An 18636-nucleotide genomic window follows, 5' to 3' on the forward strand; every position below is an offset into this window, starting at 1 on the left:
TGCGTTGGATCAGTCCACACAGATCGTAGGCGATTTAGATGACTATGCGAAAGGGAACTGTTCGAAGAGCGGACTATACAATAAGGTCTGCTTACTGAGCATCGTGCTCAGATATCGCTGGTCGCGGCTTGTTTGCGTGGTTGCGGAGCGGATCGAAGGCGCGAAGCCAGTTTGACACTGGCGGGCGCGAGTGGGTATGGTTTCGCTCAAGTCACCGCTGACTTATTGGGTTTTCGCTAAAATCTACCGCGCTGCAACTAGCTGTAAAGGACCTGGATGAGCTTCCTGAAATCTGCGAAGTGTATTGTCACCGATAGTCACTTCCTCGTGCCTTTTTTTGTCCTGCTGGCTGGTATCACGCTGCTGGTGATTCTGCACTAGCAGCCGCGAGCACGAAAAAGGGAGCACGTATGTCTGTTGGAAGCACGTCTGCTGTTACAAAGAGTAAAGCTGGATCGAAGATGTCGCTGCATGGACTGGGCGTAATCTGCGGACTGACGGCTGGCGTCTGGCTGGGAGCCGCTGAGGCGCCAACAAAGCTGGTAAATGCTGGGTTTTCGCCGTACGCGATTTCGCTGTGCATGGTCGCAGGCGTCTTTACTGCTCGGTGGACGTTCCCGACCCTGCTGAAGGGCACTTCGTATGTCTTTGCCGATCTGCGCGAGAAGAAGCACCTAATCGTGTGGGCGCTGCTGGCTGGCGCGCTCTGGGCTGTGGCGAACACGCTGACGGTGTTTGCCATCCGCGATGTAGGGCTGGCCGTGGCGTTTCCGATGTGGAATGCGAACTCGCTGATCGGGCTGTTCTGGGGTTGGGTGCTGTTCCGTGAGCTGCATGGAGCTAGCGGGAAGAACGTCGCGAAGGTCGTGCTGGGCGGCGTCTTGATCGTGGTTGCTGCGATCATGCTGGGCTTTAGCACGCTGCATGGAGCTTCTACCGGGCAACATGCTGTGCGAGGTATTGCGGCTGCTCTCGGAGCCAGCCTGATGTGGGGCACGATGTATGTGCCGTATCGCAAGGCATACCTCAGCGGGATGAATCCGCTGTCGTTTGTGACGGCGTTTACGGTGGGTGAGCTTGGCACCGTTTTCGGACTTACGCTGCTGCTCGATGGTGGGATTCATTCGACTGCGTTCGATCTGCTGCATAAGCCCGGTGTTTTGTTCTGGCTGTTTCTAGGCGGGTTTGTGTGGGTGATTGGAGACTTGTTCCAGCAGTTTGCAGCGAAGTATCTCGGAATCGGTCGCGGGATTCCGCTGTCGAACACGAATCAGCTTTGGGGACTTGCGTGGGGCGCGCTGGTGTTTGGCGAGTTACGGGGCGCAGACCACGAGCATCTTTTGCTGGTGATCGGTGGCTCGCTGTTAATGATTCTGGGCGCGCTGGCGATCAGCACGGCTGTGGCTTCAGCGAAGGAACACAGCTCGACCAATGAGGCTGTGGCCCGCGAGTGCGATCGCTATGGGTTGGACTACAACAAAACAATCATGGCGCAAGCAGGCGAGGAGTTCGGCGACAAGAGCGAGAAGCGGCGCTGGTGGGATTATGCGATTGTGGCTGTTGCAACGCTGGTTTTTGTGACGCTCGGCGTGCGCGCGGTGGTTCCTCCTTTGGATATGAATCTGCGCTGGGTTGCAGCGCTCGGTGTTGCGCTCGTGGTGAGCTTGGTGGCTGGTGGATGGAGCCTGTACCGGCGAACACGCTTCTACTAGGGGAATCTTGGGGAACTTCGCTTAGGATGTTGTCATGGCAGTAAGGCTGAAGGACATCGCACGCGATCTTGGCGTCTCCGTGGTGACGGTTTCCAAGGTGCTGCGCGGCAATGCCGATATCGGGGACGAGACGCGGAAGCGCGTGCTGAAGCGCATGAAGGAGCTGAACTATCAGCCCAACATGATGGCGCGCGGTCTGGCCAGCGGACGGACTTATACGGTTGGTCTTGTTGTGCCTGATCTCGTGCATCCGTTCTTTGCGGAGTTCGCGAAGTCGCTGAGTGGTTACCTGCGGACGAGCAAGCGGGCGCTGATCCTGGCTTCGAGCGAGGAAGATCCCGAGGTCGAGCAGCAGGAGATTCGGACGCTACTGAACCGCGGTGTCGACGTGTTGCTGATTGCATCCTGCCAGACGAACCTGCGGAACTTCTATGCGCTTGGAGATGAGCGCACGCCGTATATGTTGTTCGACCGAAACTTTCCGCATCTTGCGGCGCATTTTGTGGGTTCGGACGATGTGCTGGTCGGCGAGATGGCGACGCGACATCTGATCGATATTGGCCGCAAGCGGATCGCGCATATCGGCGGTAAGAACTCGAGTACCTCGTTCGATCGTCTGCGCGGATATCGGAATGCGCTGCTTGCGGCGCAACTGCCGACGCAGGATTCGTTTGTGCAGGCGCATGATCGTGTGGAAGAGGCTGGCGACAAAGTCGGCTTTCAGGCGATGCAGGAGCTGCTGAAGGTGGAGCCGAGACCTGATGCGGTCTTTTGCTACAACGACATGACTGCGGTTGGTGCGATCGAGGCGACTTTGCAGGCGGGTTTGCGCGTTCCGCAGGATATTGCGTTTATTGGTTGCGGAAACCTGCGTTATGCGCCTTATTTGAAGGTTCCGTTGAGCTCGATCGACCATGGAACGACAGAACTCGGGCGGGTTGCAGGGCAGTTTGCGCTGGAGCTTTCGATGAAGCCGCAGCAGGAGCCGAAGAGCATTCTGGTGGCTTCGACTTTGGTAGTGCGAGAGTCGAGCGTGGCGGGCAGCCGGTAGAGGATACCCCCTCCCCCCTACTTTCAGCTCAAAGTCTTCATTCGACGAGGCTTAGGGTGTTGACTTCGGTGCATTTCCAATGCGCTTGGTCGAGCGGGCCCATACGACAAGGAGCGGATTCAGGAGACGAGTCACTCCTTATCTTTCCTCTGTCTCTATTATAACAACCTGCAAAGAGTACTTATGCAACTTTTATCTCTATTGGAATGAATGGTTTAGTGCGGTAGGGGGCTTGACAAGATTGAGAGCCCGGATGGATGGCTGAACCTTCCATCCGAGCTTCAAGTTTAGGGGATACCGGGGGTTTGCGTGGACTTAGGCGGCGGATTGGTTGGGCGGAGTTGTTGAAGACGAGGAGCACGAGTGAGGACAGCAGCAGTCAAGACACAGCGAGATCGAGAGTGAGATAAAGAGTGACAGCATGGTAGTTCCTCCTGCAGCAGGGACGGAGGATCTGGATGTTTAGATTGCAAAGAAAATTGTTTGAGGTGGGAGGGATGCCAAGATGGGAATCAGGTGAGAGGCAAAACCTACCCTGAAGAGGGTGCAGGGAAAGTGGCGGAACGTAGAGATTCGTTCCTTACAGCGTCATGCTCTAAGCGTGTCACGCAGTGGCATTGAGGGTCGGGTTGGTGCGGGGCTTCGTTCAGAAAACAGATAACAGAGATTACTGCAACGGCTGCGGCTGAAGAGTTGGCGCTCGTCCATCATCGGCGGCAGTGAGGCTATTTGTTGGGTGGAGGCGTGGGGAAGTCTTTGTGGTCGACGGAGACGCGTTCGTCGAAGATGTAGCATTCGCCTTGCCACTGGCTTTGGTCGGTGGGGACCTCTTCGAGGTATTTGAGGATGCCGCCTTTGAGGTGGTAGACCTCGGGGAAGCCCTCCTGAAGCATGAAGGCGGAGGCCTTTTCGCAGCGGATGCCGCCGGTGCAGAACATGGCGACCTTGCGATGCTTTGCGGGGTCGAGGTTTTCGCGGACGTAGGTGGCGAAGTCAGAGAAGGTGGCGAGGGGCGGGGCGACGGCTCCGGTGAAGGTGCCGATCTCGGTCTCGTAGGTGTTGCGGGTGTCGAGGAGGAGGACTTCGGGGTCGGCGAGAAGCTGGTTCCAGTGGGCGGGGTCGACGTACTGGCCGGGGCGAGACGGGTCGATGGAGGTGTTGCGGAAGGTGATGATCTCGCGCTTGTGTTTGAACTTGAGGCGGCGGAAGGGTGGGTGCTCCGAGGTGGAGAACTTGACCTCTTCGCGGGTGAGGCCGGTGCGTTCGTGCAGGAGAGCGAGCAGGCGGTCGATGGTGGCAGCGGAGGCGGCCATGGTGCCGTTGATGCCTTCGGGGGCGAGCAGCGTGGTGCCGAGGAGGTCGGAGCCGGTGAAGGTGGCGAGAAGCTCTTCGCGCAGGGCGGCGGGGTCAGCCAGAGCGAAGAAGCGATAGTAGGCGGCGATGGTGTACATGCTGGTACTAGTTTAGAGGAGAGAGGAGAGGGGCAAACCGTGGGCTGAAGCCCTCTTTATCCAGGGCGTTAGGAGATCCTATGCTTAATCGTCGGGGTACCGGAGAGGTGGCGGGGCTGCGAACCAGTTCGTGACGGTGAAGCTGTCATGAGCGGAGCATCCGGCTGTCGTCAGCGGAGTACCCCCAAAATGCAGGTCTCTCCACTCCGGTTCGCTCCAGTGGAGATGACAGGGGCGGTTCCAAATGCAGATTCCTCCGCTGCGCTGCGGAATGACAAAGCGGTCCGGTTCGCACCGGTTGAGATGACAGGGGCGGTTCCAAACGCAGATTCCTCCGCTGTGCTGCGGAATGACAAAGCGGGAGCGGATGGCGTGGAAGATGCGAAGGAAAAGGCTTGACAGTCGTTTGCATAGGGACTTAGAGTTTTGGCTTAGTTAGCGGTAACGTTGCCGCAAATCTGAAGTTTGGAGATGACGTATGGCCACCCAGGTACTTCCTGCTGACGCACCGCTCAAGGATATGGACGAGTGGGATGAGTTTCTAACCGGACGTTATAAGGAAGGCAAGAGCGAGGAGGAGTTTCGTCAGTATGACGAGAAGGCGACTCCCGGCGTGGCCGAGTTCTATCGGCTGAACCACCAGTTTCAGACCTACGACTACGTGATGGCGAAGGAGAAGGAATACTTCAGCCTGAACAAGGGGATGAAGAGTATCTGGGAGGCAGCGGAGTTTCTGAATACGCTGGTGGATGACAGCGATCCGGATACGGACCTGACACAGATCGAGCACCTGTTGCAGACCTCGGAGGCGATTCGCCGCGATGGGCATCCGCGGTGGTTTGTGCTGACCGGGTTTATTCATGATCTGGGCAAGGTGCTTTGCCTGTGGGGCGAGCCGCAGTGGGGCGTGGTGGGAGATACGTTCCCGGTAGGTTGCGCGTACTCGAAGGACATTGTGTTTCCTGAGTACTTCAAGGCGAACCCGGACTATAACAACCCGCTGTACCAGACGAAATACGGCGTGTACGAGCCGAACTGCGGGCTGGAGAATGTTCACCTGTCGTTCGGACATGACGGGTACATCGGCGAGGTGATGAAGAACTACATGCCGGAGGAATCGCTGTACATGCTTCGGTATCACTCGTTCTACCCGGCGCATAAGCATGGCGCGTATCGCCACCTGATGAACGACCACGACGTGGAGATGTTGGAGTGGGTGAACAAGTTCAACGTGTATGACCTGTACTCGAAGGGACACACGAAGCCAAATATGAAGGAACTGAAGCCTTACTACGATGACCTGTTTGCGGAGTTCTTCCCGGAGAAGATCGCCTGGTAAGGCAGGGAATAGGGAGTCGGGAATAAGGAAGGCCCTGGGGTGTTGAGCCTTGGGGCCTTTTGTTGGTCTGGTGGGGACGAAGCGTGAGAAGCAGATTCCCTCCGGGAATGAAAATAAATGGGAATGACAAAGAAAAGGGATGGAGTTGTGATGTCGAAGCGATTGGTGACGGGGACGGCGAGCGAGCGGGGGCGGAAGGTGTTTGTTCATCCGGGGAACAGCTCGATGTTGCAGGTGAGCTATGGACGGATTCGGTTGGATCGTGAGATTGCGCGCGTGGAGTTTGAGAACGAAGGGCAGGAGACGGGGCTGATCTGCGTGAGTGGCGGGGGTGTGGTGATGGCGGATGGGCAACGCTTCGCGATGAAGAAGGACGATGCGCTGTATGTTCCGAAGGGGCTGGGCATCATTGTCGAGACGGAGGGCGAGCTGGATCTGGTGGAGTGCTCGGCTCCGGTGGAGGGTGAGTATCCGCTGCAGTATGTCTCGGCGGAGAGTGTGCAGGCGGATGCGAAGCTGCACTTTGTGGCGGGGACGGAGAGTGCGCATCGCGAGATCAATATTCTGCTGGGGACGAATGTGAAGGCGGGACGGCTGGTGGTGGGGGTGACGCGGTCGCTGCCGGGGAATTGGACGAGCTGGCCTCCGCATGAGCATGCGGCGATGCTGGAAGAAATCTATGTGTATGTCGATATGCCGGAGCCTGCGTTTGGGCTGCAGCTGGTGTACACGGATGCGATTACGCCAGCGGAGGTGGAGGTGGTGCGCGACGGCGATGCGGTGCTGCTGCCTGCGGGGTATCACCCGAATGTGGCGATACCGGGGTCTGCGCTGAACTTTGTGTGGATCATGGCGGCGCATCGCGAGGTGGTAGATCGGAAGTGGGGCGTGGTGCAGGTGGATGCCCGGTACGCGTAAGGGCTTGTTCTCCAAGTAGCGCTTGTTTCATAAACTTTGAAGAGTCGTACGGCTATGAGCAAGAAGCAGGTCCTTCGCTGCGCTCAGGATGACAATCTCAAAAGATAAATCTGGATGAAACATACTCTAGCAATATGACGATGTCACACTGAGAGGAATGCCGACCGGGCAGGGGAAGTTGAGATGGCTATGAAGATGTGTTGGATGACGGTGTGTGCGCTGGCAGTGGCTGGCTCGGCCATGGCGCAGGTGGATGTGGCGGCGCAGAGGAAGCAGGACAAACTGGTACACCTGAACGAGATTCAGGTGATCGGGTCGCACAACAGTTATCACACGGGGTTTGCGCCGAGTGCGCGGAAGTACCTGGAGAAGGTGAATCCGAAGGCGCTGCGGGCGCTGGACTATAGCCATCCGGCTCTGGATGTGCAGCTGACGGGCGGCGTGCGGCAGCTGGAGATCGATGTGTTTGCGGACACGAAGGGTGGGCGGTTCGCGCACATGGATGTCGACGACAAGATCAAGGCGGCGGGGCTGCCGGCCGATCCTCCGTTCGATCCGGATCATGTGATGGATAAGCCGGGGTTCAAGGTGATGCATGTGCAGGGGCTGGACCAGCGGTCGAGCTGCCAGACGTTTGTGGCTTGCCTGACGACGGTGCGGGCGTGGTCGAAGGCGCACCCGGGGCATATGCCGATCTTTCTACTGATTGAGACGAAGGAGGGCGAGGTGAAGGAGCTGCCTGCTGCTCCGAAGACGGAGGCGTTTACGCCGGCGGTGTTCGACCTGCTGGATGCGGAGATTCGGTCGGTGTTCAAGCCGGGCGAGATGATTCTGCCGGATGAGGTGCGGGGGAGACATGCGACGCTGAACGAAGCGATTAAGACGGGTGGATGGCCGACACTGGAGAAGGCTCGCGGGCGCGTGGTGTTCCTGATGGACCAGCGGAAGGTGGAGTCGATTTATACGGAGGGACATCCTTCGCTGCGGGGTCGGATTTTGTTTACGAATGCGGAGCCGGGACAGCCGGATGCGGCGTTCATCGAAGAGAACGATGGAACGAAGGCTGTGATTGATGGGCTGGTGAAGCAGGGCTACCTTGTGCGGACGCGTACGGACGAGGGGACGGAGCAGGCGCGGACGAACGATACGACGCGGCGAGATACGGCGCTGGCGACGGGGGCGCAGATCATCAGCACGGATTATCCGGGGGCGGAGCCGTCGTCTTGGACGGGGTACAAGGTGGAGTTGCCGGGTGGGATGGTGGCCCGGTGTAATCCGCTGAATGCTCCGGTGGGCTGTGTGAGCGCGCTTTTGCAGGATGCCGGGAAATAGCTGCTGCTTGAGGTGATGGTGCGGGCCACTCGATGGAGTGGCCCGCACTTTTGATAGGGGTGGAGTGAGGATGGTGAATATTTTTCGTCGCGGTGAAGCGTTTGGGAGACTTTTGGGAACCCCGGGCGTCCAACCTGCGTAATCAGCACTATCACTTGAACGGCAGGGAAGCGGATTTTCGTCTTGAGGCGGATTCGTGGATGTGTCGCTGCGGACTGTCGGGGCTCGGCTATGCTGAGTACATTCTTTTGCGGCAAGCGGTGTATGGAGGCGTGATGAGCAGGTTGACGTGTGTGGTCCGGGGTGCGGGAGTTGTGGCGTTTGCTCTGCTGCTGATAGTGGCGGCGGGAAGCGCTGCGATGGCGCAGGCGGCGAAGGCTGGCATCGAGGACACGTGGCAGGGAACGCTGCATGTGACGGACCCTGGTGGGAAAGATTTGCGCACGGTGCTGAAGATTTCGAAGGACGAAAAGGGTGCGCTGACGGGGCAGATGTTCAGCATCGACCAAGGCGGACAAGGTATCAAAACGAGCTCCATCAGCTTTCAGGATGGCGTGCTCAAGTACGGGATAGAGAGAATCGATCTGACCTATGAGGGCAAGATTTCGTCGGACGGGAGGTCGATTACGGGCGCGGCGACGCAGGGTGGTACGCCGAGGCCGCTAATCTTCGAGCGGACGACGCCTGCGACCGCCTGGGCGATTCCTGAACCGCCGCCACCGACGCCCCGCATGGCCGCTGACGCGAACCCAACCTTCGAGGTAGCTACGGTGAAGCCGAGTAAGCCCGATGCGCAGGGCTGGGGCATCCAGGTAATTCCCGGTGGCCGCTTCAGGACCCTCAATACGACTCTGTTGGATCTGATTAAGTTTTCGTACGATTTGCAGGATAAGCAGGTGGTGGAGGCGCCCGCCTGGGTGGCGACCGATAAATTCGATGTAAGCGCGCAGCCTGATATCCCGGGGCTGCCGAATGAGCGCCAGCTAAAGAACATGGTGCAGAAACTGCTGACCGATCGCTTTCAGTTGAAGTTCCACGACGACAAGCGCGAGCTTTCGGCTTACGTGCTGCGCGTGAGCAAGGATGGCCCGAAGATCAAGAAGAGTGAAAGCCAGGATGGGCTTCCGGGGTATGGGTTTCGCGGGCTGGGAATATTGTCAGTGAACAACTCAGATATGGACGGCTTTTGCCGCATGATGCAGGCCTCTGTTCTTGACCGCCCCGTGGTGAACCAAACGGCACTCGAGGGCCGTTGGAGCTTTCTGCTGAAGTGGACACCGGATGAATCGCAGTTTGGAGGCAAGATGAAAATGCCTGAACCTGCGGCTGATGCGCCTCCTCCCTTGTTTACAGCCATGCCGGAGCAGCTGGGATTGAAGCTTGATGCGGAGAAGGCGCAGGTGAAGACGATGGTGATCGACCACGTCGACAAGCCGAGCGACAACTGATCACAGCCAGTGAAGAGAGGATAAGGATATTGCGATTTCATCGGGCCGGGATGGTATTGGCGTTGAGTTTGTCCGTGGCGGGCGGGGTGGCGCAGGTGCCTGCAGACGCAGCGAAGACGGCGATTCCGAATGCTGTTTTCGACGTGTCGACGATGAAGCCAAATCATAGCGAAGATGGCTCGGTGAACGTCAACTGGGGCGAGAATACCTACACCGCGAAGAATGTGCAGGTGGATAGCTTGCTGAGTGTGGCCTTCGGCGTTCGGGAAGACTTGATCACGGGCTTGCCAGCGTGGGCGAAGTCGATGCATTTCGACATTGTGGCGAAGGCGACCGAGCTGGACCCCGAGACTGTAAAGAAGTTGACGAGAGAGCAGCGTCGCGAGTTGATGCAGGGCATGATTCTGCATCTGCTCGAGGAACGGTTCCACGTGAAGACGCATACGGAGATGAAGGAGCTTCCGGTGTATGACCTTGTGATTGCGAAGGGCGGGATCAAGTTCGACGGAGCAGGAAAGAAGCTTGGTGTGGAAGGATGCAAGGGCTGGATGATGTCGAGTGATAACGACATGAAGCTGCAGTGCGTGCCGATAGATATGCTGGCGTCGAATCTTGAGTACCGCGCGGAACGCACGATCATCGACAAGACGGGTTTGCCGAAGGATGTTGGCTATGACATGGAGTTGAAGTGGCGGCGCGAGACGGAGGGTGCGGCCTCCGATGCAGATCTGCAACTGCCGACGCTGTTCGATGCCTTGCAGGAACAGCTGGGGTTGAAGCTGGAGAGTTCGAAGGGGCCGGTAAAGACGCTGGTCGTGGATCAGATGGAGAAGCCGACGGAGAACTAATGGCGAGTGTTGTTAACCGCGGTGATTGCTGGCGCGTTGTTCGAGCAAGTTGAGGATTGAAAGATGAAGGGTCGAGCGAAGAGAACATTTGGATTGGCTTTGATGCTGGCCTGTGGCGGTCTCAGCCTTTGGGCGCAGGCACCTGCGGCGGAGACGAAGCTGCCTGTTTATGAGGTATCGACGGTGAAACCAAACAACACGGCGAGTGGATCGACGACGATCAGCATTGACGATGGGTTGCTGAAGGCGACCAACGTTTCCATCAAGATGATGATCGATGCGGGCTATGGCATCAAGCCGAGCCTGGTGTTCGGGTTGCCGGGGTGGGCGCAGTCGCAGCGATATGACATTGTGGCGAAGGTAGTGGATGCGGATAAGGCCGTGCTGGAGAACCTGACGCGCGAGGAGCGGCGCGCGATGATTCGGCAGTTGATTATTGAGCGGTTCCAGATGAAGACGCACATCGAGGTGAAGACGCTGCCGGTCTATGACCTGGTGGTGGCGAAGGACGGCCTGAAGATTCAGCCGACCCCGAGGGTGGATGGTGTGGAGTCGAAGGATGAGAACACTAACGTCAACAATCAGAGCCTTACGGCGAAAGGATGCAAGATGGTGACGCTGGCCAGCCTGCTCGCCGATCAGGTGGAGCGCAAGGTGATTGATAAGACGGGGCTGCCGGGTGGCTATGACGTGAAGCTGCAATGGCACGGCGACGATGCGCCGAAGGGCGATAACGGCGCGGAGGATCTGCCGGATATTTTTACTGCCGTGCAGGAGCAGCTGGGGTTGAAGCTCGAGGCGGACAAAGGTCCCGTCGAAACTCTCGTGATTGATCACATTGAAGTGCCTACGGAGAACTGATACGCGATGGCGGGATGGTTGCTGCGACCCCAGTTGAAGAGATATGGCTATCTGCTGAGCGTGCTCCTGTGTGTTGGGGCGGCGAGCGCGACGGAGTATCACGGGCGCGTGCTGCTCGGTGGCGTTCCGATTCCCGGCGCGACGGTGACGGTGACGCAGGGGACGCAACATCTGAGCACCACGACGGACAGCCAGGGACTGTATGAGTTTCCCGATCTTGCGGACGGTGCATGGAAGCTCGAGATTGAGATGCGCGGGTTCGCGAAGCTCGACGGGGACGTGACGATCGCGGCAAACGCGGCACAAGGCGAGTGGGATTTGAAGCTGCTGAGTCTGGACCAGATGCTGGCCGAGACGAAGGTGGTGCAGCCTGAGGCGAAGCCACTGCAGCCGCGCGAGGTGCTCCCAGCTGCTACGACTGGTCCAGTGAAGGCGGATGCAAGGGCAGATGCAAAGAAGGGCAAGGATGAAGGTCCGGTTGCTGCGCCTGCTGCGGAGGAGGCGGAGCGGCCATCGGACGGCCTGCTGATCAACGGCAGCGAGAGCAATGCCTCGACGTCGCCGTTCAGTTTGTCACCTGCGTTTGGCAATCGCCGACCGGGTGTGAAGGGTTTGTATAACGGTGGTATCGGTGTGATTGCGGACAACTCAGTGTTCGATGCGAAGCCGTATTCGCTATCGGGGCTGCAGATTCCGAAGGATGCTTATAGCCGCGTGACGATGCTGCTGACGCTGGGGGGACCGATACGGATTCCACCGCTGTTCTATCACGGGCCGAACTTCTTTCTGGCGTATCAGTGGACACGGAACAAGGATGCATCGACGGCGCAGGGGCTGGTGCCGGATGTTGCCTATCATCAGACTCCGTTTGACTGCGTGGCGAATAACTCGTGTGCGCAGGGAGCGACGCCCACGGCGGTGACGGTGCCGGGACCGCAGATTTATGTGCCGAGCACGTTAGCGACGAATGCGTTGCCGGCGATCTGTGGGGCGCCGGGAAGTCCGTTTGTGGGCAACGTGATTCCGGCGGCCTGCCTTAGTTCTGCGGCGCAGCAGCTGTTGAGTTTGTACCCGGCACCGAATGTGACGGGCAGCTCCATCTATAACTATGAGCGCGGCATTGTGACGAACTCGCACGATGATGCGCTGCAGTCGCGCTTGAATAAGTCGATTGGACGCAGAGATCAGCTGTATGGCGGCTTTGGGTTCCAGAGCATTCGCAGCGACAGTGTGAACCTGTTCAACTTTCACGACACGACGAACACGCTGGGCATCGATACGAATGCGAACTGGTCACACCGTTATGCGCACCAGATCTTTGTGTTGCTGGGCTATCACCTGACGCGACAGCGGACGGAGACGCGGCCGCAGTTTTCGCATAGCGCGGACATCTCGGGGAACGCTGGCATCACGGGCAACGATACGGACCCGACGAACTGGGGGCCACCGACGCTGTCATTTTCAAGCGGCTATGCGGGGCTGACGGATGGTATCAGCGCGTTCAACCGCAACCGCACGGATGCGACGTCTGCGAAGGCGGATACGACGCGCGGGCGGCATACGATTACGGTGGGTGGAGATTTCCGGCGGCAGGAGCACAACCAGTTCGCGCAGCAGAATCCACGCGGAAACTTTACGTTTACGGGTGCGGCGACTTCGGCTACGGGTGCGACTTCTACGACGAGCGGCTCGGACCTTGCGGACTTCCTGGTGGGTGTGCCGGACACGAGCGCGCTGGCGTATGGCAATCCTGATAAATATTTTCGGCAGTCGGTATATGACCTTTATGTGAATGACGACTGGCGCGTGCGGCCGGAGCTGACGATCAAGGTGGGCATGCGCTGGGAGTATGGTGCTCCACCGACGGAGTTGAAGGGGCGGCTAGTGAACCTGGATGTGGCAAGCGGGTTCAGCGCGGTGACTCCGGTGCTGGGGAGCAGTCCGAAGGGCGCGCTTACGGGGATGAGTTACCCGACGTCGCTGGTGAATCCGGACAAGCGAGGGTTTGAGCCGCGCATCGGTGTGTCGTGGCGACCGATTCCGGCGTCGACGCTGGTGGTGCGGGCGGGGTATGGCATCTACGACGACACGTCGGGGTATCTGACGAGCGCGGAGTCGATGTCGCAGCAGGCTCCGCTGTCGACGAGTGTGAGTGTGTCGAACTCGGCGACATGTTCGCTGACGCTGGTGGTGGGCTTCCGCAATTGTGCGGGGACGACGCCGGATACCTTTGCGATCGATCCGAACTGGCGGGTGGGGTACGCGCAGGCGTGGCAGCTTTCAGCGCAGAGAGACCTGCCGCAGGCGCTGGTGATGACGGTGACGTACTCGGGGATCAAGGGCACCCGCGGGATGCAGGAGTTTCTGCCGAACACGTATCCGATTGGAGCGACGAATCCGTGCCCGCAATGCCCGGTTGGGTTTATCTACCGCACATCGAATGGGAACTCGACGCGTGAGGCGGGCGAGGTGCAGCTGCGGCGACGGCTGCGGGCTGGCTTTACGGCGTCGGTGGATTACACGTTCTCGAAGTCACTCGATGACGACTCGCAGGTGGGGTCGCAGGGGCATGTGGTGGGTACGGCGGTATCGTCTGCGAGCAGTTCGAGCGAGGGTGCGACGACGGCCTCGCCGGTGGTGGCGCAGAACTGGCTCAATCTGCGGGCGGAGCGGGAGCGGTCGACGTTCGATCAGCGACATCTGGTGAACGGGCAGATTCAGTACACGACGGGCATGGGCGGCGGCACGCTGCTGACGGGTTGGCGCGGACGTGCCTTCAAAGAGTGGACGGTGCTGGCGCAGTTCAGTGCAGGCAGCGGCTTGCCGGAGACGCCGATTTATCTAGCGGCGGTTCCGGGCACAGGTGTGACGGGGACGATTCGACCGAACCTGACGGGCGCGCCGATTCATGTGCTGTCGGACGGGCGATTCTTGAATGCGGCTGCGTATACGGCTCCGGCTGCGGGGCAGTGGGGGAATGCGTCGCGCGACTCGATCACGGGGCCGGGAACTTTCAGCTTGAACGGGTCGCTGGCACGGACGTTCCGGCTGAAGGCGCCGTTCAATCTGGATGTGAAGCTGGATGCGCAGAACCTGCTGAACCATGCCGTGTATACGGGGTACAACACCACGATCAACAGCACAGGCACGAATACGACATTTGGCCTGCCGACAGCTGTGAATGGAATGCGCACGGTGCAGATCACCGGAAGGTTGAGGTTCTAAGCCGATGATACGGATGCAGAGATCGTGGTGGCTATCGACAGGGCTGAGTGCAGGGCTGGTTGTGCTGAGTGGCGTGGCGGCAGCGCAGCAGATCGGCACGAACAAAGCGGAGGGCAAGGCGGACACGTACACGCTGTCTGTGAAGTCGCAGCTTGTTGTTGAGACGGTCGTGGCGAAGGATAAGTCTGGCAAGTTCATCAATGGCCTGACGGCGAAGGACTTCACGCTGACCGAAGATGGCGTGGTGCAGACGATCAAGTTCTGCGAGCACGAGCAGATGCCGACGGAGACGGCTCCGCTGCCCGTTGTGCCGAGCGACCAGGAGCAGCTGACGGTGTACAAGCGGCTGACGCGGACCTCGATTGCAGCCGAAGGACCGGCGAAGGAGAATGGTCCGACTAAGTATCAGGGACATCGGTTGCTGGCGATGTACTTCGATATGTCGTCGATGGGGCCTGAGGACCAGCTGCGAGCGTTGTCAGCGGCGCAGAAGTTTATTCGAACGCAGATGACGGCGGCCGATCTCGTTTCGATCATGCGCTTCAATGGAGGAGCGGTGGATGTGCTGCAGGACTTCAGCGCAGACCGAAACCGGCTGCTGAGTATTCTGGAGACATTGGTTGTCGGTGAGGGACAGGGCAACAACGATTCGATCGACGATGCGAGTAGCGCGGACACCGGTGCAGCTTTCGGGCAGGATGACAGCGAGTTCAACATCTTCAACACTGATCGACAACTGGCTGCACTGCAGACGGCGGCGCAGATGCTGGCGAGCATGAATGAGAAGAAGTCGCTGATCTACTTTGCGAGCGGGTTGCGACTGCGGGGTGTCGATAACCAGGCACAGCTGCATGCGACGGTGGATGCGGCGGTGCGTGCGGGTGTGGCGTTCTGGCCGGTGGATGCGCGCGGATTGGTTGCGAACGCTCCACTAGGCGATGCGACGCAGGGCTCGCCGGGCAATCAAGGGATGTATTCGGGCGCGGGTGCGCAGGCGGTGACGGACAACTTTCAGCAGTCGCAGGACACGATGTACTCACTGGCTGCGGATACGGGTGGCAAGGCGTTCCTCGATAACAACGATCTGGCGCGCGGTATTGTGCAGGCACAGCAGGCGATTACTGACTACTACATCATCGGCTACTACACGACGAACTCTACGCCGAACGGGCGCTTCCGCAAGATCAAGCTGACGCTGAACAAAGACAGCGGAGCGGCGCTTGAGTATAGGCAGGGTTACTACGCGAATAAGGAATTCGCGCACTTCACGGAGGCAGACAAGGAGCGGCAATTGGAGGATGCGCTGATGCTGGGCGATCCGATGACCGAGCTGACGATCGCGATGGAGATCAACTACTTCCAGTTGAACCGCGCGGAGTACTACGTGCCGATCATGGTGAAGATTCCGGGACGTGAGCTGGCGCTAGCGAAGAAGATGGGAGCGGAGCACACGCTGATCGACTTTGTGTGCGAGGTGAAGGATGAGCTGGGCGGGATCACGGTCAGCAATGTGCGCGACAGCGTGAACATCAAACTGAACGAATCAACGGCGGCCGACCTGGCGCATCAGCCGATCGAATACGATGCAGGCTTTACGCTTACGCCGGGCAAGTACTCGATCAAGTTTTTGGCGCGTGATGACGAAACGGGGCGCATCGGGACGTATCAGGGATCGTTTGTGATCCCGAACCTGAACAAAGAGGTGACGCGACTGCCGATCAGTTCTGTGGTGCTGAGCAGCCAGCGCGTCGATAGCAAGGATGCGCTGTATAACGCGACGCATGGCAAGGATGCTGCGAAGAACGACGCAGCAAATCCGCTGGTTGAGGATGGTCGCAAGCTGATTCCGAGCGTGACGCGGGTCTTCAGCGTGGACCGCGATCTGTATGTGTATCTGCAGGCTTATACGAAGGGCGCGGCTGCGCCAACTCCTGCGTCCACATCTACCGCCACGCCTGCGACGCCCACAGCTCCCGATACACCGGTGCTGGCTTTTGTGACCTTCTATCAGGACCGCAAGAAGGTCTTTGAGACGGCGCCGACAGCCGTGCTGCCTAAGCCGGGCACGCGGTTGGGTGTGGTGCCGCTGAGCTTCAAGGTTGGTCTGGGCAGCCTGGCGCCGGGCAGATATGACTGCCAGGTGAGTGTGATCGATCCGGTGAAGGGCAAGGTCACTTTCCGCCGCTACCCTATACAGCTTGTGCGCTAACGCCGTTGGTTGTCGCCTCATGTCTGCACTAGACTTGTTCAGACGTGATGACGAAGAAACTTTCTCTGCCGATAGAACCGGGCCGCCCTGTGAGCTTGAAGATGCTCGCAGCGTATCTCGACCTGAGTGCGGCTACGGTGTCGTTCGTACTGAACGACGCGCCCAACCGCTCGATTCCAGAGAAGACGAGGCAACGTGTTCGCGATGCTGCAAAGAAGTTCGGCTATCAACCGAGCCACATTGCGCGATCGCTGCAGGGGCGTCGCACGCACACGATTGGCATTCTGCTGCCGGAGATCGGGAACGGTTATCACTCGCAGGTGCTGAGTGGCGCGGCGGATCTGCTGATGAAGGAAGGATATTTCTTTCTCACGGCACATCATCGCCATCGCGCTGATCTTGTGAGCAAGTATCCGGGACTGCTACAGGCGCGCGGGGTGGAGGGTCTGCTGCTGATCGATACGCACTTTGAGGAAGCGTTGAGCTGTCCGGCGGTGACGCTCGCGTCACACACGGCGATCGCGGGCGTTCCCAATGTGATGCTCGACGATGAGCGGGCCGCGGAGCTGGCGCTGGAACATCTGTATGAGCTAGGTCATCGCAGGATTGCAATGATGCGTGGCCAGACGTTCAGTTCGGATTCACGCAGCCGCTGGCAAGCGACGTTGCGCGTGGCGAAGGCCCTCGGGTTACAGGTGCTGCCGGAGCTGACGATGCATCTGGATAAGGACAGCTACTCGCCAGAGCTGGGCTATGAGAGCGTGAAGGAGCTGCTTTCGCGGCACAAGGACTTTACGGCGGTGCTTGCATTCAACGATGTGGCTGCGATCGGAGCGGTGCGCGCTCTCTACGATGCGGGGCTGCACGTGCCGACGGATGTTTCAGTGGTGGGTTTTGACGACATCATGGCGGCGGAGTTTTACACGCCACGATTGACGACGATTCGGCAGCCGCTGGAGGCAATGGGGACTGCGGCTGCTTCGCTGTTGCTGAAGAAGATCGGCGGGGAAGCGGTGCCGGAACTGACGCGCATTGAGCCTTCTCTGATGCTGCGTGAATCGACTGGGCCTGTGGCGCGCGCTGTGAAGAGGGGTCGCTAGTGGCCGCGGTGACCGGGCTGAAAACAGGCAGAGTGACGGACGTGATTGTATATGCCGCGTTTGCGGGAACCGGGACGGGCGTGGTGCTGCCGGGGACCTTGCTGTCGGTGTTGCTGGCGCGGTGGGCGTTGAGCGATCAGCAGGCAGGGCTGCTGTTCTTCTTGTTCTTTGTAGGGTCCAGCATCGGCGCGCTGTTGTCTCGCGGCAGGCTATCGAAGTCGATTGCACGTGGGTGTCTGTGTATCGCGGCGGGCGTTGTGGCTTTGGCGCTGGCGTCGCGCATGGAGGTTTTCCTAGCGATGACGTTGTTTGGTGGCGGGCTGGGAGTGACGATGACCTCGGTGAGTCTGCTGCAGTCGCGGCGTCGGCCGCTGGAGCGGACGGCAGAGATGGCGCGGCTCAATATGATCTGGGCTTTTGGTGCGTTTCTTAGCCCCACACTGTTGCTGCGGGGAGCGGCGCACTGGTCCTTGCAGGCGGTGCTTTATGGGGTGGCGATTTACTTTATCGCACTGGCGCTGCTGGCGATCTTTCTGCTGGACAGCGGTGAAAGCTCAACGACGGGGCAGGGGATACCGTCGCGCTTGAGCGGCATTCGGGCGTTGCCGCTGCTGCTACTTGTGCTGGTGCCGCTGGCTACGGGGATTGAAAGCAGCGTGGGTGGCTGGCTGGAGGCTTACTCCAAGCGCTCGGGTCTGCTGCTTGGAGCGACGATCAGCACGGTGACATGTTTTTGGGCGGGGCTATTGCTGAGTCGATTGATCCAGTCACAGCGATCGCTTGCGGTCTCGACTCAGCAGCTGGTGTTGCGGGTGAGTCCGTGGCTGATGAGTGTTGGTTTGTTCGTGGTGATTGTGAGACCGCAAGGGTGGTTCATTCTCAGTGGCGCGCTGCTGCTCGGGTTGGCGATTGGGCCGGTGTATCCACTGGTGCTGTCGTTGCTGCTGGGATATGGAGAGGCTGGCAATGTGATGTTTCTTGCGGGGGGCATAGGCTCTTCAGCGTTGCCTTTGCTGACGGGGCTGGTGTCAGGCGGTACGAAGTCGCTGGCTGCGGGACTAAGCGTGCCGCTTGCTGGAAGTGTCGTGATGGGTTTGTGCGCTGTGGCGTATCGCAGGCAGAGAGGCGTGGAGGCGTGAGTC

The 18636-nt window shown here is 59.2% G+C and carries 13 protein-coding genes; 12 read left to right on the forward strand and 1 reads right to left on the reverse strand.

Features of this window, described 5'->3' with window-relative positions; genetic code table 11:
• The first annotated feature begins 410 nt into the window (after nt 1-410).
• Entirely contained in the window at nt 411-1712 is a 1302-nt protein-coding gene (locus tag OHL14_RS04455; protein WP_263378115.1) for a DMT family transporter, read from the forward strand.
• Nucleotides 1713-1746: 34 nt separating this feature from the next.
• Complete coding sequence (locus OHL14_RS04460) at nt 1747-2763, forward strand: LacI family DNA-binding transcriptional regulator (RefSeq protein ID WP_263378116.1); 1017 nt, start codon at nt 1747-1749, stop codon at nt 2761-2763.
• 725 nt (nt 2764-3488) lie between these two features.
• Here OHL14_RS04460 and trhO read toward each other — a convergent pair.
• Nucleotides 3489-4214 carry an oxygen-dependent tRNA uridine(34) hydroxylase TrhO gene (gene trhO / locus OHL14_RS04465; RefSeq protein ID WP_263378117.1) on the reverse strand — a complete coding sequence of 242 codons (726 nt, stop codon included), beginning with the start codon at nt 4212-4214 and terminating at the stop codon, nt 3489-3491.
• A gap of 478 nt (nt 4215-4692) precedes the next feature.
• On the opposite strand from trhO, the gene OHL14_RS04470 reads away from it, so the two are divergent.
• The 10 genes from OHL14_RS04470 (at nt 4693) to OHL14_RS04515 (ending at nt 18633) form a co-directional block, all read left to right on the forward strand.
• A complete protein-coding gene (locus OHL14_RS04470) occupies nt 4693-5553 on the forward strand; it encodes an inositol oxygenase (protein ID WP_263378118.1) in 861 nt (286 codons plus the stop codon).
• Nucleotides 5554-5703: 150 nt separating this feature from the next.
• A complete protein-coding gene (locus OHL14_RS04475) occupies nt 5704-6471 on the forward strand; it encodes a 5-deoxy-glucuronate isomerase (protein ID WP_263378119.1) in 768 nt (255 codons plus the stop codon).
• Nucleotides 6472-6654: 183 nt separating this feature from the next.
• Nucleotides 6655-7803 carry a phosphatidylinositol-specific phospholipase C1-like protein gene (locus tag OHL14_RS04480; RefSeq protein WP_263378120.1) on the forward strand — a complete coding sequence of 383 codons (1149 nt, stop codon included), beginning with the start codon at nt 6655-6657 and terminating at the stop codon, nt 7801-7803.
• Nucleotides 7804-8078: 275 nt separating this feature from the next.
• The gene (locus tag OHL14_RS04485) at nt 8079-9251 is read left to right on the forward strand and encodes a TIGR03435 family protein (RefSeq protein WP_263378121.1); all 1173 of its coding nucleotides are present in this window, start codon (nt 8079-8081) and stop codon (nt 9249-9251) included.
• 29 nt (nt 9252-9280) lie between these two features.
• Entirely contained in the window at nt 9281-10099 is an 819-nt protein-coding gene (locus tag OHL14_RS04490; RefSeq protein WP_263378122.1) for a TIGR03435 family protein, read from the forward strand.
• Between the two features lie 102 nt (nt 10100-10201).
• Nucleotides 10202-10960, forward strand: coding sequence for a TIGR03435 family protein (locus OHL14_RS04495; protein ID WP_263378139.1), 759 nt, complete (start codon nt 10202-10204; stop codon nt 10958-10960).
• Nucleotides 10961-10966: 6 nt separating this feature from the next.
• Nucleotides 10967-14185, forward strand: coding sequence for a TonB-dependent receptor (locus tag OHL14_RS04500; protein ID WP_263378123.1), 3219 nt, complete (start codon nt 10967-10969; stop codon nt 14183-14185).
• Between the two features lie 13 nt (nt 14186-14198).
• Nucleotides 14199-16394 (forward strand): VWA domain-containing protein, encoded by a 2196-nt coding sequence (locus OHL14_RS04505; RefSeq protein WP_263378124.1) that lies wholly within the window; start codon nt 14199-14201, stop codon nt 16392-16394.
• A 47-nt stretch (nt 16395-16441) separates the two neighbouring features.
• A complete protein-coding gene (locus tag OHL14_RS04510) occupies nt 16442-17494 on the forward strand; it encodes a LacI family DNA-binding transcriptional regulator (RefSeq protein ID WP_263378125.1) in 1053 nt (350 codons plus the stop codon).
• A 41-nt stretch (nt 17495-17535) separates the two neighbouring features.
• Nucleotides 17536-18633: an MFS transporter gene (locus OHL14_RS04515; protein ID WP_263378126.1), complete on the forward strand. Its 1098-nt coding sequence runs from the start codon at nt 17536-17538 to the stop codon at nt 18631-18633.
• Nucleotides 18634-18636: the final 3 nt, after the last annotated feature.

It is taken from the genome of Granulicella paludicola (genome assembly GCF_025685545.1).
In the GTDB taxonomy this organism is placed as follows: domain Bacteria; phylum Acidobacteriota; class Terriglobia; order Terriglobales; family Acidobacteriaceae; genus Granulicella; species Granulicella paludicola.